General features: G+C 71.4%; 15 protein-coding genes. 7 read left to right on the plus strand and 8 right to left on the minus strand.

What is annotated here, in order from left to right; all coding sequences use genetic code 11:
- Window positions 1-169 precede the first annotated feature (169 nt).
- The 3 genes from G4D85_RS09225 to G4D85_RS09235 form a co-directional block, all read right to left on the minus strand.
- Window positions 170-2,101, minus strand: coding sequence for a LysM peptidoglycan-binding domain-containing protein (locus G4D85_RS09225; protein WP_164010122.1), 1,932 nt, complete (start codon window positions 2,099-2,101; stop codon window positions 170-172).
- Window positions 2,102-2,215: 114 nt separating this feature from the next.
- Window positions 2,216-3,781 carry a cytochrome c family protein gene (locus G4D85_RS09230; RefSeq protein WP_164010124.1) on the minus strand — a complete coding sequence of 522 codons (1,566 nt, stop codon included), beginning with the start codon at window positions 3,779-3,781 and terminating at the stop codon, window positions 2,216-2,218.
- Window positions 3,782-3,786: 5 nt separating this feature from the next.
- On the minus strand, window positions 3,787-4,170 hold the full coding sequence (locus tag G4D85_RS09235) for a response regulator (protein ID WP_120202605.1): 384 nt from the start codon (window positions 4,168-4,170) through the stop codon (window positions 3,787-3,789).
- A gap of 182 nt (window positions 4,171-4,352) precedes the next feature.
- Between G4D85_RS09235 and G4D85_RS09240 the strand changes: the two genes are divergently transcribed.
- The 6 genes from G4D85_RS09240 (at window position 4,353) to G4D85_RS09265 (ending at window position 10,266) form a co-directional block, all read left to right on the plus strand.
- A complete protein-coding gene (locus G4D85_RS09240) occupies window positions 4,353-5,993 on the plus strand; it encodes a mechanosensitive ion channel family protein (protein ID WP_164010126.1) in 1,641 nt (546 codons plus the stop codon).
- A gap of 127 nt (window positions 5,994-6,120) precedes the next feature.
- Window positions 6,121-6,690, plus strand: a complete 570-nt coding sequence (locus tag G4D85_RS09245; RefSeq protein ID WP_164010128.1) for a hypothetical protein — start codon at window positions 6,121-6,123, stop codon at window positions 6,688-6,690.
- A gap of 13 nt (window positions 6,691-6,703) precedes the next feature.
- Window positions 6,704-7,534 (plus strand): hypothetical protein, encoded by an 831-nt coding sequence (locus tag G4D85_RS09250; protein ID WP_164010130.1) that lies wholly within the window; start codon window positions 6,704-6,706, stop codon window positions 7,532-7,534.
- Between the two features lie 13 nt (window positions 7,535-7,547).
- Complete coding sequence (gene lpoB, locus G4D85_RS09255) at window positions 7,548-8,156, plus strand: penicillin-binding protein activator LpoB (protein WP_164010131.1); 609 nt, start codon at window positions 7,548-7,550, stop codon at window positions 8,154-8,156.
- Between the two features lie 37 nt (window positions 8,157-8,193).
- Window positions 8,194-9,450, plus strand: a complete 1,257-nt coding sequence (locus G4D85_RS09260; protein WP_164010132.1) for a COG3014 family protein — start codon at window positions 8,194-8,196, stop codon at window positions 9,448-9,450.
- A 39-nt stretch (window positions 9,451-9,489) separates the two neighbouring features.
- Entirely contained in the window at window positions 9,490-10,266 is a 777-nt protein-coding gene (locus G4D85_RS09265; RefSeq protein ID WP_164010133.1) for a ZIP family metal transporter, read from the plus strand.
- Between the two features lie 72 nt (window positions 10,267-10,338).
- On the opposite strand, the gene G4D85_RS09270 is transcribed toward G4D85_RS09265, so the two are convergent.
- Window positions 10,339-10,719 (minus strand): response regulator, encoded by a 381-nt coding sequence (locus G4D85_RS09270; RefSeq protein WP_164010134.1) that lies wholly within the window; start codon window positions 10,717-10,719, stop codon window positions 10,339-10,341.
- 196 nt (window positions 10,720-10,915) lie between these two features.
- Here G4D85_RS09270 and G4D85_RS09275 point away from each other — a divergent pair, with 196 nt between their 5' ends.
- Window positions 10,916-11,707, plus strand: coding sequence for a class I SAM-dependent methyltransferase (locus G4D85_RS09275; RefSeq protein WP_164010135.1), 792 nt, complete (start codon window positions 10,916-10,918; stop codon window positions 11,705-11,707).
- 9 nt (window positions 11,708-11,716) lie between these two features.
- Here the strand turns inward: G4D85_RS09275 and G4D85_RS09280 are convergent, their stop codons facing one another.
- The 4 genes from G4D85_RS09280 to G4D85_RS09295 are packed head-to-tail and all read right to left on the minus strand — an operon-like array spanning window position 11,717 to window position 18,563.
- The gene (locus G4D85_RS09280) at window positions 11,717-13,069 is read right to left on the minus strand and encodes a TfuA-like protein (RefSeq protein WP_164010136.1); all 1,353 of its coding nucleotides are present in this window, start codon (window positions 13,067-13,069) and stop codon (window positions 11,717-11,719) included.
- Window positions 13,066-14,334 (minus strand): YcaO-like family protein, encoded by a 1,269-nt coding sequence (locus tag G4D85_RS09285; RefSeq protein WP_164010138.1) that lies wholly within the window; start codon window positions 14,332-14,334, stop codon window positions 13,066-13,068. Before G4D85_RS09285 ends, G4D85_RS09280 begins: the two co-directional genes overlap by 4 nt.
- On the minus strand, window positions 14,334-15,044 hold the full coding sequence (locus G4D85_RS09290) for a hypothetical protein (RefSeq protein WP_164010140.1): 711 nt from the start codon (window positions 15,042-15,044) through the stop codon (window positions 14,334-14,336). The genes G4D85_RS09285 and G4D85_RS09290 overlap by 1 nt, the downstream gene beginning before the upstream one ends.
- A 33-nt stretch (window positions 15,045-15,077) precedes the next feature.
- On the minus strand, window positions 15,078-18,563 hold the full coding sequence (locus G4D85_RS09295; protein WP_164010142.1) for a serine/threonine-protein kinase: 3,486 nt from the start codon (window positions 18,561-18,563) through the stop codon (window positions 15,078-15,080).
- Between the last annotated feature and the right edge of the window lie 187 nt (window positions 18,564-18,750).

The following is an 18,750-nucleotide window of genomic DNA, read 5'->3' on the forward strand; positions in this document are numbered from 1 at the left end:
GTGTTCGCTTGTGACGACGGAACGCCGGGCGAGGTGGATGGCCCGCCGGACGTACGTTCCGTCGTCGTCGGCGGGGCTCGGACGTCAGAAGCGTCGAGGAGGGTGCGTGCGTCGGAGGGCAGGATGGATGAGGTCATCCCCCGCCGCACTGCAAATCACCCGCCCGGTGTCACGGCGCGCTGAGGTTGAGCACCTTGCCCACGGGGATGGTGCGGTGGTCCTTGATGTTGTTCCACCGCATGATGTCCTCCACGGTGACGCCGTAGCGCTGCGCCACGGACCAGAGCGTCTCGCCCTCGGCCAGCGGGTGCACCTTGCCGCCCGGCTTCGCCGCCACCACCGTGTGCTTCGCCACCACGGTGCCCGCGCGCTCCTGGACCTGCGCCCCGGCCGGGTCTCCGTCCGGCCACACGTGCAGCAGCGAGCCCACCTGCAGCGTCGGCGTGCGCCGCCCCAGGTTGTTCCACTTCTTCAGCTCGTCCACCGACACGTTGAACTTCGTCGCAATCACCCAGAGGCTGTCACCGGACTGCACGCCGTACGTCACCCGCGTGCGGCCGGCCACCTTCTCCGTCTTCACCGGCCCCGTGGCGACGGGCCCCTTGGGCGTGCCCGCCGGCACTTCGTCCTCCGGCCGGTGCACCACCACGCCGCTGCGGCGCGCCTGCGCCACCTTGCTCGCCAGCGCCGTGCCCGAGCCGCTCTTGCCCGCCGGCACCGGAATCACCAGCTCCAGGCCCAGCTTCAGCGTCCGCGCCGTCTTCAGCTGGTTCATCTGGAGGATGGCCTCCGACGCGGTGCCGTACTTCTCGGCAATCTGCGACAGCGTGTCCCCGCGCTTCACCTTGTGGATGCGGAACGTCAGGCGCTCCGCCGGGGCCAGCCGCTTGTAGTTCTCCGCGAACTGCGTCTTCGCGCCCCGGGGCAGCCGCAGCGCGTACGGGTTCTTCGTGCTCGCGGGCGGCGTGCACCAGCGCTTCAGCTCCGGGTTCAGGTCCTGCACCGCCTTGACGGGCACGCCCGCCGCGCGCGCCACCACGTCCAGGTCCGCCGCGTCCGTCAGCTCCACCTCGTCGAACTCCAGCACCGGCTCGGGCTCGAACTCCTCCTCGGAGAAGCCGAAGGCCGACGGGTGCTTGGCCACCAGCGCCGCGGCAATCAGCTTGGGCACGTAGTGCTGCGTCTCCTTCGCCAGTCCACGCTCCTGGGACAGGAGCCAGAAGTCGCTCGTCCCGTGCCGCGCCACCATCCGCCGCACGCGCCCGGAGCCCGTGTTGTACCCGGCCCACGCCAGGTACCAGTGCCCCAGCTCCCGCTTCAAATCCTTCAGGTACGACGCCGCCGCGTGCGTGGCCTTGATGGGATCTCTACGCTCGTCCACCCAGAAGTCCTGCTTCAGCCCGTACTGCTTGCCCGTGCTGGAGATGAACTGCCACGGCCCCGCGGCGTGCGCCCAGGAGTAGGCATGCGCGGAGAAGCCGCTCTCAATCATCGCCAGGTACACCGTGTCCTTCGGCAGCCCGTACTGCTCGAGAATCGGCTGCATCACCGGCACGTACCGCGCGGCGCGCGACATCCACTTGCGGAACCAGCGCCGGCCCGGGCCCTGGAAGAACTGGATGTACTGGGCGACCAGCGGCTGCATCTCCACCGGGATGTCGTAGCGGTCCTGAATCTGCCCGACGTCGAACGTCGCCACGTTGGTGATGAGGGGAATCGGCGCGAGCTCCTCATCCTCACGGAAGGTGGGCTCGTCCAGCGCGTCCAGCATCCGCATCCGCAGCGGGTTGGCCAGCCCCAGCCGCCGCAGCGACTGCATGACCTCCGCGTTGGGCCGGGCCGCCGGGTCCAGCGTCGCGCCTTCCAGCGCGCGCAGCTCCTCCAGCTCCGCGGACTCGGCTTCCACCTCCGCGCTGGTGGCCTCCTCCTCGGACGCGGGCTCTTCGACTTCGGGAGGCTCGGGAGCCTCGCCCGTCAGCAGGCGCTTCTCATCCGCGGCCAGCACCCGCATGCCGGGAGGAGGCGGTGGCATGGGGGGCGGAGCGCCCTCCGAGCCGGGAAGCGAGGCCAGGGCGAGCAGCAGGATGGGAAGAGGCGGCATGGAGTCGCGAACCCGGGGGCGCCCAGAAGCAGGCGGAGGCCGAAGTATTCGCGCTTTTTCTTGACAGTCAAACAACATGCCACGCCGTGTGAGGGGCAGGCGTGCAGGCGAGCCCTACGGCGTCGCGGGCTTCTGGGCGTTTGCCGGCTTTCCGTGTCCCGGTCCCAGGATTCGCGGCAGGTAGGTCGCGAAGTCGAAGTGGGGTGAGTTCTCCGGGTTGTGGCAGGTGACGCACACCGTCTCGCCCGGCGAGGCGATGATGTTGTCCGTGGACGGCGCGTCCGCGTGCTCCGAGCCCGGGCCGTGGCAGCCCTCGCAGCCCACGTCCTCGCGGCCAGCCACCTTGTCCAGTCGGCACACGCCGCCGGGCTGCTCCCAACCCGTCACGTGGCAGCTCACGCAGTTGAGGTGGAACTGCTTGCCCACCTCCTCCAGCGTCTCCCACGCGTGGTGGTGCTTGGTCTTCTCCCACACCGGGAAGGTGTCCTCGTGGCAGGTGCGGCAGGGCTCGTTGCCCACGAAGCCCGCCTGGCCCTTCTTCGGCGCGGGGCAGTCCTGCCCGTGCTCCTTCGCCCAGGCGAGGTTCATCTTCCCCACGTCCGCGTCATAGGCCGCCACCAGCGTCTGGGCGTCCGGGTGCGAGGGCAGGCTGGACTCCAGCGGGATGAAGCGCAGGGTGAAGCCGTTGGTGCCGCCCGCGGGCGCGGCCGGCGCCGTCAGCAGCGCCTGCTTGCGCGCCACCAGCTCGTCCCGCTTGCCCTGCTTCAGCGCCTTCAGCTTCGGGTCCACGCCGGGGAGGTTGATTTCCTTGTCCAGCAGCGCCAGCCGCTGGTCCAGCGCCGCCACCTCGCGCTCGGTATCGCCCTGGCCCTTCAGCGGGGTGAAGGGGCCGGCTTGCGGCGCGTAGCCCAGGTCCACGCGCAGCAGCGAGCGGCCCTTGCTCTGCAGGGCCACCACGGGCACCGTGGCGCGCACCAGCTTGTTCTGCTCGCCGCTGAACTCGGAGGCGGTGCGGGTGGCCACCACCACGTCCGCCGCCAGCCCCGGTTGCTCCACCGCGGACTGGGCCGCCTCCAGTGTGGCGTCCAGCAGGGCCACCACGAAGTCCGCCCCTTCCGCGCGGGCCCGGGCGCTGGCCGTCACCAATTGCTCCGGCGAGTCCGCCGCCACCACGCCCACCTTCCGCGCGCCCGCGGGCAGCATCTTCACAGCGCCGGGGGCCAGCTCCGGCAGCCCGAGCCCCTGGCGGAACTCCGCCCCGCGCGTCTCGTCCATCGGGCCCGTGGCGCGCACGGCCAGCCCCATCAGCCGCATGGCGTCCGAGAGGGCCTTCGCCTTGCGCTCCTCCTGGGGCACCTGGCCGGGCTTGAGCTCCGTCTCGCCGAAGAGGCTGTTGCCGCCGTCGATATAAAGGACGGGCAGGGCGCCCTTGCGCGCCTCCAGCACCTGCGAGGCCGCGCGGGCGATGCCGCCGCGCATGTTCTCACTGCACCCGCAGGGGCCCAGGTAGCCGCGCGTGTCCGCGGAGACGAAGAGGATGGCGCCCGGGGCGGTGGACGCGGCGGCTTGGGGAGCGGCGGACGGTGCCGTCCCCGCCTCGGGAGCGGGGGGCGCCGATTCCTTGCGCATGCACCCGGCGAGCGACGCGCCCAGCAGCGCGGCGACGAGGACGCGGCGCATGGGTTTCACCAGAGGATGCTCTGCACCAGCTCGTCTATCTTCTCGCCCATCGCCTCCAGGCCGTTCACCTTGGACAGCGAGCCGTCGGCGCCCACCTGCTCCGCCAGCTTGGACAGCTCGTCGTCCGGGAGGCTGGAGAACAGGACGATGGGGATGTCCTGCGTGCCGTACTCGTTCTTGAGCGTCCGGCAGATGTCGGTGCCCTTGGCCTCGGGCATGTGGATGTCGGTGAGGATGAGGTCCGGCCGCCAGCTCTGGAGGGTCTTCTCGAACTCCATCAGGGTCGACGTGGCGACGACCTCATAGCCTCGCGCCTCAAGCACCGCCTTCTCCATGGCGAGCGTGATTTCGCTGTCGTCAATCAGGAGGATTCTTCGCTTCTCGGACACGGCGACCTTCCTTGAGGGCCGTTTCTATCCTACCCCCATCCGTCGCACCAACGGTTTCCCATCCCCTGAGATGGGCCCGCCTGCTCCCGCGTCCGCCTGTCCACCGCCGCACGGTCGCCCGCTCGTGGGGCAGGCCCCACTTCTTCCGGCATGACGCCGGAAAAGGAGTATGGAAGGACACCATGATGCACCGTGACAGTTGGGGCCTGAGAGCCCTGGTTCTCGTCTGGAGCGTCCTGTGGAGCCTCCCCGCCGCGGCGCTCAACTCCGGCCTGGGGACGCCTCCGCCCGGCGTGGACCGGCAGACGCCCCATTCCACCGTCCAGGGCTTCCTGGCCGCGGCCCACCGGGGGGACTACGCCCTGGCGGCCCACTACCTGGACCTGGACTACATCCCCCGCGCCCAGCAGGCGGAGCGCGGCTTCCAGCTCGCCCGGCGGCTGAAGTTCGTGGTCGACCGGAAGCTGGCGGTGGACCTGTCCTCCCTGAGCAAGGTGCCCGAGGGAGAGCCGGCCAACTCGCGGACGCAGCAGGTGGGCCTCATTCCCCTGGAGGGGGCCAACGTCCCCATCCGCATCCAGCGGGTGACGGCGGACGGCGCGCTGGTGTGGGTGTTCAGCGAGTCCACGGTGCGGCAGGTGGACCCGCTCTTCGCGGCGTATGGCCCCCGCGTCGCGGAGTGGCTGCCGCCCTTCTTCTTCTCCGACACGGTGCTGGGGCTGGAGCCCTGGCAGTGGCTGGGACTGCTGGTGGTGCTGCTGGGCAGCCTGACGCTGGCGGTGGTGGTGGAGCGCATCCTGCTGGCCTTCACCCTGCGGCTGGCGCGCTGGACTCGCATCACCTGGGATGACGACCTGGTGTCCGCCGGCAAGGGGCCGCTGCGGCTGGTCCTCTTCTCGGCGCTGCTGGTGGCGGGCACCACGTTCCTCCGGCTGCCGGGCCCGGCGCAGGAGTTCTTCAACCGGGTGGGCTACTCGCTGGGGGTCATCTCCCTGGCCTGGTTCATCCTGCGCTTCCTCCGGGTGTCCGCGTCCTTCGTGCAGAACCGCGTGTCCGTGGAGATGAAGGACGCGTCGCGCGCGCGCAGCGTGAGCACCCAGCTGGTGGTGCTGCGGTCCATCTTCGAGGTGGCCACCTACGTCATCGCCACCGCGCTGCTGCTCATCCAGTTCGACGTGGTGCGCAGCGTGGGCGTGTCGCTGCTGGCCTCCGCCGGCATCGCCGGCCTCGTGCTCGGCCTCGCGGCGCAGAAGTCCATCTCCACGCTGCTGGCCGGCATCCAGCTCTCCATCACCCAGCCCATCCGCATCGGCGACACGGTCATCGTGGAGGCCGAGTTCGGCACCGTGGAGGCCATCACCCTCACCTACGTGGTGATGCGCACCTGGGACCAGCGCCGCCTGGTCATCCCCATCACCCAGTTCATGGACAAGCCCTTCCAGAACTGGAGCAAGGGGAGCCCGGAGATGCTGGGCGCCGTCACCCTCCAGGTGGACTACTTCACGGACATCAACGCCCTGCGCGCGGAGCTGACGCGCATCCTGGAGGGCGAGGGCCGGGACATGTGGGACCGCCGTGTGGGCAACGTGGTGGTGCTGGAGGTGATGGACCGGACGCTCACCGTCCGGGCCCTCGTCAGCGTGGCCAGCTCGGACAAGCTGTTCGACTTGCGCGCCCTGGTGCGCGAGCGGCTGGTGGAGTTCCTGCGCGCCAACCCGCAGTGGCTGCCGATTACGCGCACCGAGGCCCGCCAGGTGCCCCCCGCGTCGCCCCCGGGGGACGGCCAGTCGCCTCCCGCTCCCCAGCCCCCTCCCAGGGCCTGAGAAAGCCCGGGTTGGAGGACAGGTGCAGGGAGTCCTTGCTTGCCGGGCAGGGGCTCTTGAATATTCGGCGCGGCGCGCCGTCGAAGCGCTGGAATTCACGCACCTACTGCTCGGGGGAGTCTTCGAGATGAAGCGTCATGCCAGGTTGTGCGGGGCCCTCATGCTGCTGGCCGCCGCCGCGCCGCTCACCGCCGGCGCACAGTCGTCCGGTGGCCGGACGGATGGCCCCGAGGAGTCGGAGTACGGCCATGGGGGATACGGGGACCCGGGCGGGCGGGGCGTGTCGCTCCAGCTCGACTGGGGTGCCGCCGTCAACGCCGAGGAGCCGCCCCGGGGCGCGCCGGAAGGCCCGCCGCTGTATGTGGGCGCCACCGTGTCGCTGTGGGGAGATGACTGGTACCAGCTCGACTTCAGCGGCGCCTATGTCTTCGACGGCGGCCGGTTCATCGGAATGATTGGCCCGCGCTTCCGCACGTGGGGCTGGCCGATTGTCTTCACGGCGGGCCTGAAGGCGGGCGCCATCGTGATTCCCGAGGGCGAGGGGCTTCGCTTCGGCATCTCCCCGCAGCTGGGCGCCGAGTTCTTCCTGGACGACGACGACAACATCCTGCTCGGTCTCAACTACAATCCGGACATCCCCATTGGCGGCGGAAGCGCCACGCATCGCCTGGGTATGGCCGTCGGTTACAAGTTCTAGAGGGGGCCCCACCATGATTGCCCAGATCCTCGCCGCCACCCTGGCGGTGGCCGCCAGCCAGGCGCCTGTCGTGGCTCCCGCCGTGCGCGGAAGTCCGCAGGTTGCCCTGCCGTTCCCGACTGGGGACGTGCAGACCTACAACATCATCCAGTGGGACCCGAACCAGCTCCCGCGCATCTACGAGCGCTCCGACCAGCTCCCGCTCACCGACGAGGAGCTGACGAAGCTGTCCCAGGCCGGCTTCGAGCCCGCGCAGCTCGTGAAGATGATTGAGGAGCGCCGCTGCACCTGCGACGCCAGCGCCGACGGCCTCATCCGGCTCAAGAAGGCGGGCGTGGACAAGGCGGTGCTGGCGGCGGTGTCCCGGCACGGGCTGGCGCCCAACCGGGCGCTCGACCTGCTGGTGACGCTCGACTTCACGGGCGAGAGCCGCACCGCGCGCGAGGCGTTCCTCTACTTCTTCGTGGACGACGGCGACGTCACCCGCGTCTTCACCGCCAACATCCCGGAGCTGCTGCAGCGCCGCAACAGCCACGAGACGATGGTGGACCGCAGCGACATCATGGTGGCCCGCACCGTGCGGCGCGTCCAGCTGGCGGGCAAGGTGGCGCTCAAGACGTACGGCCCGCACAAGGTGCTGGTGGCCGCCAGCGGCAGCCCCACGCTCACGCACCCCAACCAGCTCACCGACCAGGAGCGGGCGAAGTCGCAGACCTATACCTTCGACTACCCGCGCGCCTCGCTGCAGAGCCTCTGCCGCCTGACGGCCGGCTACCGCCGCGACGCCGTGCTGACCTACAAGTGGAACTTCGAAGGCAGCCGCTTCGAATGCGAATGGAACTAGGAGTCACCGCACCATGAACCCCCGCAACCTGCTTCTGTCCGCCTGCCTCGTCGCCACGCTCGCCGCGTGCGGAGGCCCGCGCGCCTACACGCGTGGGACGTACGAGGACCCCAACACCATCGAGATGCTGTCGGACCGCTTCAACGAGAACGACCTGCAGCTCATCGCCAAGAAGATGGCCGAGTCGCTGGCCACCTCGCCGCGCTTCGCCCAGGGCCGGCCCGACGGCTCGCTGCCCATCGTCCTGGTCGGCAAGCTGAAGAACAGCACCTCCGAGCACATCGACATGCGCTCGCTGGGCGACAAGATTCAGACGGCCCTCGCGCAGACGGGCCGCTTCGCCCTGGTGGACCAGGCCGCGCGCCAGGACATCGCCGAGGAGTACGAGTACCAGCAGTCCGGCTACGTGGACCCGAACGCCGCCAAGGCGCCGGGGCAGCAGTCGTCGGTGGACTTCCTGATGACGGGCGACCTCGCCTCCATCATCCAGGAGGTCGGCAACGACAAGCTCGTCTACTACAAGATGACGGCCAAGCTGAGCAACGTTCGCACCGGCCTCATCGAGTGGACGGACGAGAAGCAGATCCGCAAGAAGTTCGAGAAGAAGAGCGTCGGCTGGTAATCCGCCGCCGGTGTCCTCCCCGCGAAGGTCCGCTTTCATGAGGTCTTCCCTCCACTGCGGCCCGCTCCACCGGATTCGGTGGGGCGGGCTGGCGCTGTTGAGCCTGCTCCTGCTGTCCGGCTGCGCGACTGACTACGTGGCGCGGACGCGAGGCGTGCGCGCGGCGTACCAGTCGGAGGACTACGCGCGCGCGCTGGGCGCGCTGGAGTCCGCCACGCGGGCGAGCCTGGAGAAGGACCAGCTGCTCGTCCTCCTGGACAAGGGCATGGTGCTGCACGCCGCCGGAAGGTGGGCGGAGAGCAACACCGTGCTGGAGGAGGCGGAGCGGCTCAGCCAGCAGCTCGACGGCGTCTCCGTCAGCGAGGAGGCCGGGGCGCTCGTCACCAACGAGCGCCAGCGCGCGTACCGCGGGGAGGACTTCGAGAAGCTGATGATTTCCGTCATCCAGGCGCTCAACTACGCCGAGCTGGGCGAGGACGAGAGCGCGATGGTGGAGGTCCGCCAGGTCAACGAGCGCCTGGAGAAGATGGTCTCCGACGAGAAGAAGCCGTACGAGCAGCTCGCGATTGCGCGCTACCTCGGCGGCGTCATCCGCGAGGGCCAGCGGGACTGGGACTCGGCGTACATCGACTACGCGAAGGCCTACGAGCTGGAGCCCCAGCTGGGCGCGCTGGTGGAGCCGCTGCTGCGGCTGGCGAAGCAGGCGGGCCGGGACGAGGCGTACGCGGAGCTGCGCGAGAAGTACCCGGACGTGCCGCACGAGCCGCTGGCACCGGGCGAGTCCCAGGTCGTCGTGGTGGTGGAGGCCGGCCTGTCTCCGGAGAAGCAGCGGGCCTCACGTGATGGCGGCAACGGTGGGGACCTCATCGAGGTACCCGTGTACCGGGACCGGGGCAGCGCGCCGCGGGTGCGGGTGTCCCTGGGAGAGGCGTCCCTGGCGGCGGTGACGGTGACGTCGATTGCGGACGTGGCGCGCGTGCACCTCGACAGCCGCATTGGTGGGATGCTGGCGAAGCAGCTCGCGGGCGCGGCGGTGAAGGCGGGCCTCGCGGCGGGCCTGGGCGCGCTGACGAAGAGCGAGGAGGTGGGGGTGCTCACCTTCCTGGTGCTCAACGCGATGAACGCGCCGGACCTGCGTTCCTGGCTTTCCCTGCCAGCGGAGTTCCAGGTGGCGCGCTTCCGGGTGAAGTCGGGCAGCCACACCGTGCGTGTGGAGGCGGGGGGGCGAACGTCGGAGCACGTCGTGGACGTGAAGCCCGGGCGGGTGGGGCTCATCGTGGTGCGGCGCTACTGAGCGCGAAATCTGCACTATTTGATGTAGGGTGCGCGCCCCATGTCGCCGGTCCTGGCCACGGTGGCCCTCTATTCCGTCATCATCGTCCTGGGTGCGCTCGCTGGCGCCGTGGTGGTGGTGTGGAACCAGCAGCCCACGCAGCTGGTGCGCTTCCTGGCCTTCGCGGCGGGGGTGATGCTGGGCGCGGCCTTCTTCCACATGCTGCCGGAGGCGTACTCCGGAGGCGGGTGGTGGGCCTTCGCGTTGGTGCCGGGCGGCTTCGTCTTCATCATGGTGCTGGAGCGCTACCTGGTGGCGCACGCGGGCGAGGATTTGCCCGGGGACCACATGTCCAGCACCGGCGCGCCGGCGCAGCCCGGACAGGTGCTGGGGCTCACCGCGTTCCTCGGGCTGTCCACGCACACGCTGTTCGACGGGATTGCCCTGGGCTCGGCGGTGGAGGAGGGCGTGGGGTTGATGGCGCTGCTGGCCATCGTCTCGCACAAGGTGCCGTCCGCGCTGTCGCTGGCGTCCATCCTCAAGGCGGAGGGCCGCGGTCGCGGCTCCGTGCTGTGGCTGTCCACGCTGTACGGGATGATGGTGCCGGCGGGCGCGGCGCTCTACTTCCTCTTCGACGCGGTGCTGAACTTCGAGAGCCTCGCCGCCAAGGCGCTGGCCTTCTCGGCGGGGACGTTCCTCTACATCGCGGTGTCGGACCTGCTGCCGCACGTGCACCGGCACGGCAAGGACCACCCGGGGCGCAACGTGCTGGCGCTCTTCTGCGGCCTGCTCCTGATGTTCCTCCTCGCGCAGTGGATGGGGCACCCGGGGCACTGAGCCGGGGAGGGGATGCGCCCGTGCCGGCGGGCCGCTCCTTTACGGAGGGGGGCCCCGGAGCGGCCCACCGGCTCAGGCGGCTGGGGTGAGTCGTCGCGCCGGGCGAGCCCGGGCGAGGCTGCGGAGGACCTGGGCCTCGAACTCCTCCAGGTCCCCCAGCTTGGCCAGGAAGACGGCGCCTTCCGGTGCCACCACTCCATCCATTCCGCTGTGGAGGATGACCGGGGTGTCCCGCAGCCACGGGTCCTCCGCGAGGCGCTGACAGAGCTCGAGCCCGCCCATTCTCGGCATGGACACGTCGGTGATGATGAGGTGGGGACGCAGGTGTGGAGTCATCTTCAGCGCCTCCAGCCCATCCGAAGCGGTGGCGACGGCACAGCCCATGAGTTCCAACACCTGGGTGTAGATGAAGAGCTGGCTGGGGTCGTCGTCGACCAGCAGGACGGTGTGCATCAATCGCCTCGGAATGGATGGGGGCGGCGGGGCCGCCGTTCCCTTCCATGGGGAGGCGAGCCGGGAGATGTGAACGGGGCCGTCGCGAGCCCGGGCGCGGGACTCCTCCCGGTGCCGCCGCCCGCCGGGCAGTCAGGGGAGCCCGTGCTTCTTCTTGGCTTTCGCCGCCGGGGACCTGAGGATGCGCGCGCCCTCCATGGAAAAACGCACCGACTGGTACGAGCACCCCGAGTACTACGAGGCCATCTTCGGCACCGACACGGTGCGCGAGGTGGACTTCCTCCAGGCGCTCAGCGAGCGCCATGGCACCGGCGGCAAGCAATGGCTGGAGCCCGCCTGTGGCGCCGGACGGCTGGTGGCCGAGGCCGCCGGACGGGGCCTCCAGGTGGTGGGCTATGACCTCTCCGAGGCAATGCTGGCGCATGCGCGCAAGCGCCTCACGCCCGCCCAGCGCCGCCGTGTGCGGCTCGCCCAGTCGCGCATGGAGACCTTCTCCGAGCCTTCGCTGGAGGGGCAGGTGGACCTGGCGCACTGCCTCGTCTCCACCTTCCGCTACCTGGACAGCGAGGCCGCGGCGCGCGAGCACCTCATCGGCACACGGAAGCTGCTCAAGCCCAACGGCATCTACGTGCTCGGCTTCCACCTCACGGACTACGCGCGCACCACCCCGGAGCACGAGCGCTGGGTGGGCCGCGTCGGCAAGGACAAGGTCGTCTGCAACACGCATGAGGGTCTGCCCGAGCGCCGCGCGCGCCGCTCCCCCATGCGCAACCGGCTGCGCGTCACCGGGCCGGGGAAGGACTGGCTCATCGAGACGACGTGGTTCTTCCGCACGTACAGCGCGCCGCAGGCCACGAAGCTGTTCCGCGACGCGGGCCTGCGCGTGGTGGGCGCGTACGACTTCGACTACGACCTGGAGTCGCCCGTGCGCCGGAGCAGCCTTCGGCTGGACCGCGTCTTCATCCTCCAGCCGGACGGGACGCGGTAGCGCACCGCTTCAGTCCGGCGCGGAGGCCTTGGCCAGCACGTAGCAGAGCTCGCGCAGCGCGGCCCGGCGCATGGTGTCCACGTCCGCGAAGCCGTCGTCGCGCGCGGCCCTGCCCAGGGACTCCGGCAGGAGCCGGCCCTGGCGCTCCTCGAAGTACCAGCGCCACAGCATGTCCTCGGTGATGCCCGCGTCCTCGAGCCGGGGCACCACCTGCCCTGCCTCCGCGAGCACCCGCTCCTTGTCGCGCGCCCGCGCCAGCAACTCGCCGTACTCGCCCGTCAGGCGCAGGTGGTCTGCGAGGTGCCGCAGCACATCCGGCTCGAAGAGCGTCTCCACCCAGCGCACATGGGACTCGTCGCGCAGCAGCCGTCCCAGGTCGTCCACCTGCTGCTCCGCCTGCCAGCGCTCGAAGGACTCGGGCGCGAGGCCCCGCTCATGCCGCAGCGACTCGGCGGTGGCTTGCAGCTCCTCGGCGGCGGGCTCGCGTCCCAGCCGCCGGGCCTCCTCCACCGCCAGCGCCCGCGCCATGCCCGCCCGTCGCGCCGCGCCCAGCGAGCCCCGCAGCCGCAGCTCGTCCAGGAGGGACTCCGAGGCCACGCCTTCGAGGGCCCGCGCGTCCCTCCGCAGCGGGAGCCGCCCCGCGCGCCGCCGTGCCTCCTCCCACGCGTCCGTGTGCTGGAAGGGGAAGGCCACCTTCTTCGGTGACAACCCGGCCTCCAGTCGCTCGCGCAGCGTGCGCAGCAGGGCCAGCGCGTCCGCCTTCTTCTGGTCCACGCGGCCCTTGGGCAGCCAGGCCTTGAGCGCGTCCAGTTGCGACGGATGCACGCCCGCGCGCGCGCCCCGTGCCATCACCACCGGCCAGGCCCGCTCCACGTAGAAGAGCGCCTTGGCCGCCCGCTCCAGGACGTTGCGGGTGTCCTCCCTCACCACGCGCTCGACCCAGGCCGCCGACAGCGTGGCGCTGATGTTCACCATCGCCTCGGAGAGTGGACGCCAGCCGTCCTCGGCGCCCGCGTGCGCCACCGCCACGTCGTCGTCGTCCTCCAGCTCGCCGCGCTCGAAGGCCGCGAAGATGTCGCCCACGCCCTCCATGCCGAAGGCGGACAGCTCCGCCGCCCGGAGCGCGCCCATGCTGGAGGCACCGAAGACGTGGATGCCCTCCGACATGGCCCAGAGGATTTCCTTGTGCCAGACGGCGGGCACGTGCTCGAAGAAGCCGTCGATGATGCCGATGGCCACCGGGCCCTCCCGCGCGGCCCGGTACACGTCGCCCTGCTGCACGGGCGGCAGGTAGATGGCGTCCAGCTCCGCGCGCGCCTCCTCGGGCCGCAGCGTGGGTCCGGTGAAGATGAAGACCTTCATTCCTCTCGCTCCCGCAGGGCCTTCCGCGCGCGCGGGCCCGGCACGTAGCCCGGCGCCTCGTGCGTGGGCTCCAGGCCCGGCACCACCACCCGCACCACGGGCACGCCCACTTCCGGTTTCGTCAGGTCCACCGCCACCACCTGGGACAGTCCCACCGCCACCAGCTGCCCCATCACCCACGCGAGGTCCTCCTCCAGCGTCTCCCCGTCCTGAGATGGCACGTCCTGGAAGCGGCGCACCACGGGCTCCTCGCGCAGCCGCGTGCGCAGGCGCTCCGCAGCCACTCCGTCCCGCGCCGCCTCGTAGGCCTTGCGGTGCAGGTCGTCCCGCGCGCCGCTGATGCGCGTCAGCCGGCTCTGCGCCGCCTCCGTCAGCGCGCGCAGCAGGGCCACCTCGCGCGACGGGTGACAGCCCATGCCGCCGGCCACCGCCACCGGGCGAAGGGGCTCCGGCTCGCGGTCGATGATGGAGCAGGTGAAGGCGGGCACCCCCACGTCGCTCGTCGTCTCCCACGCGCCCACGGCGATGCCCGCGCGCGCGTACTTCTCCAGCGCCTCCCGGCATGCCGGGTCGTCCACCGAGTCCAGGTCCAGCCGGGTGGGCGCCTGCGCGCGAGGGCCCCGCGCGTGCCAGAGCGCGGTGGCGTCCCGCTCCACCACCTCGCAGAGCCCGTGGAGCGTGGCCTCCAGCACGTGGTTGCCGGAGGCGAGCCCGTTGCTGCTCATCAGGAATGCGCCGCTCCCGGTGGGCAGCGGCAGCGTGAAGTCGGTGTGCACCAGGTCGAAGGGAAGCCACACCGGGCTGCCCCGCGCCAGGTCCAGCCCTTCCACCCACAGCATCCGCCAGTTCTCGTGGAACAGGCTCACCGACAGCCGGGGCAGCCCGGCCACATCCACCACGGCCTCGCGGAAGCGCAGCTCGTTGTATGTGGCCAGCTTCAGCGGCAGGGAGACGTGCTCGGCGTGGTAGCCCTCCACGGACTCCATCAGCCCGGAGGCCCTCGCCGCGTCCAGCGTGAGTCCCTTGCCCTGGGACACGGCCAGCGAGCGCGCGTTGGGCCGCGTCACCATGACGACGGGGATGCCAAGGGTGTCCAGCCCGGTGACGTTGGCGATGCGGGTGATGCCCAGCGCCGGCATGAGCCGGCGCACGCGCTCCACCGTCTCGCCGGGAGACACCACCCGGTGTGTGCCGTGACGGAAGGACTTGAGGGTGCCGGAGGGAGGGGCCGCCTCCGGCGTGCGACGGGTGGAGCGAGGGGGCATCAGGACTTCTTCCTGCCTGGGAAGGGAGAGGCGTCCTGCCGCTGCGCGTCCAGGTTCTTGCTGGGCGTGTAGCTCAACAGGATGCTGTTGAGGTTGAGCAGGAAGCAGGTGACGGGCTCGGCGGGCTCGCCAGCGGGCACCGAGATGCTGCCGCCCGCATGGTTCGGCTTTCCCTCCACCTCCTGCCCGACGTGGTGCGGGATGTTGGCCACCACCGCCTCGTTCTTGAGCAGCGGGATGATGGCCTTGGACAGGTGCTTCAGGTCCTTGAGCTCCTTGGGATTGAAGGACCGGGCCTTGGTCCACATCTTCGTGGGCAGCCAGTAGACCCTTCCGTCCGGTGCATAGAGGAGCAGGTCCGACTCGTCCACCCAGAGCCGCGCCCGGGCCTCCAGTCCACGCGCCAGGGGCGAGTCCTTCTTGGGAATGGCGAGCAGCTCGGCGGGCTCGGCGTTCGGCTTCGTCGCCTTCACCACGACGGCCTCGTGGGTCCGGTCGACAATCTTCACCTGGGCCCGCCGGTCCACCAGGTCCGAGGTGAGCGGGGGGTTCACCTTGAAGTCCACGAACCGCGTCACGTTCTCCGGGTGGTTCGGGTCATTCTTCGGAACACCCATCACCTTCAGCTCGGTGGTGAAGCCCTCGAGGATGTTCGTCTCGTCGGGTTGGATGAAGAGGTAGACGAATTCCTTCTCGCTCTTGGGAGCCATGCATTCCTCGGTGAACGGTGGGAAGTCACACTGCTACAAGTAGCCGAGCCGCCGCGCGGACTCTCGCGCCAGCAGGAGCTGCTCGCTAGCGGAAGGGGCGCTCGCCTCCTCCGCCACCGCCGCGGCCAGCGGCGCGGAGAGCGTGTCCGGCAGCCGCTGCTGGCTCGTGGCCAGCATGGCCCGCGCGTGGCCCAGCGCCTCGGGCAGGCGCCCTTCGTCCAGCTCCACCGACATCAGCGGCCAGTGCGCCAGCCACTGGAAGGGATAGACGAGCGACAGGGGCTGCCACAGCCGCAGCGCCTCGGTGCCCGCCTCGCGAGCCTGTGCCCGGTCTCCGGCGCGCAAGGCCACCCAGGCCCGGTTGGCGTGCGCCGCCCCCACGTAGTCCGCCATCCGCGCGGTGGAGGCCACCTCCAGGCTGCGCCCGGCCGCCTCGCGAGTCGCGTCCACCTGTCCGAGGCGCCGGAGGATGACGGTGAGGTACGTGAGGCAGCGCGTCTGCAGCGTCACGTCGCCCAGTCGCTCCGCCTCGCGCAGCGACAGCTCCATCTCCGCGCGGGCCTCGTCCAGCACGCCGTGGAAGAGCAGCACCGTGGCGAGCACGCACCGGGCTCCCGCGCGCTCCGGGTCTCCGCCCGCCTCCATCGCCGCCTCCGCGTAGGCGCGCGCGTGCGCCATCGTCTCCGCGGACGCCTGGTAGCGCTCGCTGCGCAGCTGCATCTGCACCAGGGAGTTGAAGAAGCGCGCCCGCTGGAGCGGCGTGCCGTGCGTCTGCACCACCGGCCGCACGCCCTCCACCAGCGCCTTCATCGCGTCGAGCTGCGCCAGCCAGTAGTGCACGGTGATGCGCTCGCCCTGGAGCTGCACCCACTCGTGCCACCACGCCGCCTCGGACTCTCCTGGCGCGGATGAGCCAAGGCCCGGCGCGGGGCCCAGCTCTGCTTCCGCCCGCGCGTAGACGCGCAGGGCTTCTTCGTTCTGGTGGTGCGTCTGCAGGGCCTTGCCTACCTTCCGCAGGACGTTGGCGCGATGGACGCGCTCGCTTTGCGGAATGCGTGCCAGGGCCTCCATGAAGGCCGAGCGCGCCTCGGCCTGCCTTCCGGTGAGGGCCAGCACCTCGCCCAGCCCCTCCCAGACGCGGTCCACCGCGAGTGCTCCCGAGCCAACCCCGGGGGGCTCCGCGTTCCCCGGAGACGCGTCCGCGTTCCCGCCGGACGCCGCCACCTCGCGCAGCGCGGCCTCGTAGAACGCAATCGCATCCCCGTTGGCGTACGCGGCCCGTGCCCGGTCTCCCGCGTGCGCGAGCCACCCGCTGGCCCGGGCCGGCACACCCGCGCGGGACCAGTGGTGGCCCAGCGCCGCGGCCTGGCCCTCCAGCTCCGGGGTGCCCATGTACCGGCGCTCCAGCAGCTTGGCCGAGCGCAGGTGCAGCGCCTGACGCGGCCCGGCGGGAATCCGCGCGTAGGCCACCTCGCGGAGCTTGTCGTGGACGAAGCGCAGGCGCCCGCTGCCGGACTCCTCCAGCACCTGCCGGCGGCGCAGCTCCTCCACTGCCTCCAGCCCCGCGGCCTCCGACAGCGCGGCGGTGGCCAGCAGCAGCTCCGCGTCCTGCTCGCGCCCCAGCACGGACGCCGCCTCCGCCAGAGCGCGGCCCTCCGCGCCCAGGTCGGCCAGCCGCCTCTCGATGAGCTCGACGATGCTGCCCGGCAGGGGCAGGGGACGGGTGCCCGCGCTGCCGCCCGCCTCGAAGAGCCATTCCCCCGAGGGCGCGCGGAAGAGCAGCCCCGCGTCGATGGCGGCGCGCAGGTACTCGGCGATGAAGAAGGGGTTGCCGCTCGTCTCGCGCACCAGCGCATCCACGAAGGGACCGGGCACCTCGCGCAGCGCCAGCATGCCGCGCACCATCTCCCCCGCGCTCGCCGCGTCCAGCCGGCCCACCTCCACCCGCACCGCGTCCGGCGCGCCCACCACGGCGCGCAGCTCCGCGTCCATCTGGTCCATCCGGTACGTGCCCACCAGCAGCACCGGCCGCGACGCGAGGTGCGCGGCGCCCAGCTCCTGGAGGAAGCTCAGCGTCAGCTCGTCCGCCCACTGCAGGTCATCCAGCACCAGCAGCAGCGGCTGCACCTCCGCGAAGGCCCGCAGCGTGTCGCGCAGCGCCGCCAGCACGCGGGCGCGCGCCTCCGGGGCGGGCAGGGGCGGGGGCTCGGGCTGGGCGCCCTGGCCGGGGAGCTGCGTCAGGGACGGCTCGTACGCGGCGAGCACGCGCCCGCGCGGCCCCAGCAGCCGGTCCGCCTCCTCGGCGCCGCGCTCGTTGCACCGGTCCGCCACCGCCAGCAGCAGCGGGCGCAGCGGCTGCAACGGTGCCGCGTGGACGTCCGCGCCCCCGGCATCCAGCGGCACGCACTCGCCCGTCACCACCGCCATGCGCCGCCACGTGGCCTCCGACGCCAGCTCCAGCGCCAGCCGCGTCTTGCCCGCGCCACTCTCTCCGCCGAGGAACACGCGCCCGCCCTGGCCTCGCGACGCCGCGTCCAGCGCGTCCATCAGCCGCCCCAGCTCGCCCCCGCGCCCGGCCAGGTCCGGCCGATACAGATAGGCCGGTGTCCTGGGCGCGGTGTCGCCTCCGTCGCCGCCGCCCTCCGCGCCGAGCGCGTCCAGCGCCGCCGCCACGTCCTCCGCGTAGCCCGGCCGCTCCGGAGGCTTCTTCGCCAGCAGCCGCAGCGCCAGCGCGTCCACGGCCTCGGACAAGCCCTCCACCCGCCGCGACGGGGGCACCGGCGCCACGTGCAGGTGCTGGTGCGGCACCGGGCCCTCCCGGCCGGGGAGGAAGGGCGGCCGGCCGGTGAGCAGCTCATAGAAGATGCAACCCAGCGCGTAGAGGTCCGCGCGCGCGTCCACGAAGCCGCCGCGCAGCTGCTCCGGGGCCATGTACGCGTCGCTGCCCACCACCGTGCCGCCCACATCCAGCGTCTCGCGGCCGCGTGAGCCGCCGAAGCTCGCGGCGATGCCGAAGTCCACCAGCACCGGCGTGCCGTCCGGGCGGAGGAAGACATTCTCCGGCTTGAGGTCTCTGTGGACGAGGCCGTTGGCGTGCAGGAAGGCCAGCGGCGCGCACATGCGCCGCACCAGGGTGAGCACGGCACGCAGTCGCTCCGGGCCCACCGGGCCCGCCTCCTGGCCGGCGCTGGCGCCGCGCAGCGTCTGCCCGCGCAGCAGCTCCATGGCGTACCAGGGCAGCCCGTCCGTCACGCCCTCCGCGACGATGCGCACCACTCCCGCGTGCCGCAGCCGACGCAGCGCGTGAATCTCCCGGCGGATGCTGGCCAGCGGCACCTCGGAGGCGGCCCGGACCGTCTTGACGGCCACCGCCTCGCCCGTGTCAGGGTGCTCACCCCGGTAGACGACTCCCATGCCCCCCTGTCCCAGCACCTCGAGGAGCCGGTAGGGGCCGAGGGTCTCCCCCACCCCAGGAAGGGAGTGGAGCCACGCTGGAGCCGTCATAGGGGCGCGGAGCATACCCGCCGCCCCCTGCTGAGTCCGCCGAGAACCCGCTGCGTCCCACCAGGACGCGCTCGCGTCCTCCTGGAACGCACTCCGGAGCGCCTCTGGAGCCCCTTTCGAGCCATCCCCTTGAAAGGACTGGGACGGGGTGCCGGATGATCGCGTGGCCCGAAGTTCGCATGGTGTTCGGGCGTGGCGTCAC

It is taken from the genome of Pyxidicoccus trucidator, assembly GCF_010894435.1.
GTDB lineage: Bacteria > Myxococcota > Myxococcia > Myxococcales > Myxococcaceae > Myxococcus > Myxococcus trucidator.

Excerpts from the sequence above, each read along its gene's own strand:
- G4D85_RS09225 (WP_164010122.1), bottom strand. The coding sequence starts at position 2,101 with ATGCCGCCTCTTCCCATCCTGCTGCTCGCCCTGGCCTCGCTTCCCGGC.
- G4D85_RS09230 (WP_164010124.1), bottom strand. The coding sequence starts at position 3,781 with ATGCGCCGCGTCCTCGTCGCCGCGCTGCTGGGCGCGTCGCTCGCCGGG.
- G4D85_RS09240 (WP_164010126.1), top strand. The coding sequence starts at position 4,353 with ATGATGCACCGTGACAGTTGGGGCCTGAGAGCCCTGGTTCTCGTCTGG.
- G4D85_RS09245 (WP_164010128.1), top strand. The coding sequence starts at position 6,121 with ATGAAGCGTCATGCCAGGTTGTGCGGGGCCCTCATGCTGCTGGCCGCC.
- G4D85_RS09250 (WP_164010130.1), top strand. The coding sequence starts at position 6,704 with ATGATTGCCCAGATCCTCGCCGCCACCCTGGCGGTGGCCGCCAGCCAG.
- lpoB (WP_164010131.1), top strand. The coding sequence starts at position 7,548 with ATGAACCCCCGCAACCTGCTTCTGTCCGCCTGCCTCGTCGCCACGCTC.
- G4D85_RS09260 (WP_164010132.1), top strand. The coding sequence starts at position 8,194 with ATGAGGTCTTCCCTCCACTGCGGCCCGCTCCACCGGATTCGGTGGGGC.
- G4D85_RS09265 (WP_164010133.1), top strand. The coding sequence starts at position 9,490 with ATGTCGCCGGTCCTGGCCACGGTGGCCCTCTATTCCGTCATCATCGTC.
- G4D85_RS09270 (WP_164010134.1), bottom strand. The coding sequence starts at position 10,719 with ATGCACACCGTCCTGCTGGTCGACGACGACCCCAGCCAGCTCTTCATC.
- G4D85_RS09275 (WP_164010135.1), top strand. The coding sequence starts at position 10,916 with ATGGAAAAACGCACCGACTGGTACGAGCACCCCGAGTACTACGAGGCC.
- G4D85_RS09280 (WP_164010136.1), bottom strand. The coding sequence starts at position 13,069 with ATGAAGGTCTTCATCTTCACCGGACCCACGCTGCGGCCCGAGGAGGCG.
- G4D85_RS09285 (WP_164010138.1), bottom strand. The coding sequence starts at position 14,334 with ATGCCCCCTCGCTCCACCCGTCGCACGCCGGAGGCGGCCCCTCCCTCC.
- G4D85_RS09290 (WP_164010140.1), bottom strand. The coding sequence starts at position 15,044 with ATGGCTCCCAAGAGCGAGAAGGAATTCGTCTACCTCTTCATCCAACCC.
- G4D85_RS09295 (WP_164010142.1), bottom strand. The coding sequence starts at position 18,563 with ATGCTCCGCGCCCCTATGACGGCTCCAGCGTGGCTCCACTCCCTTCCT.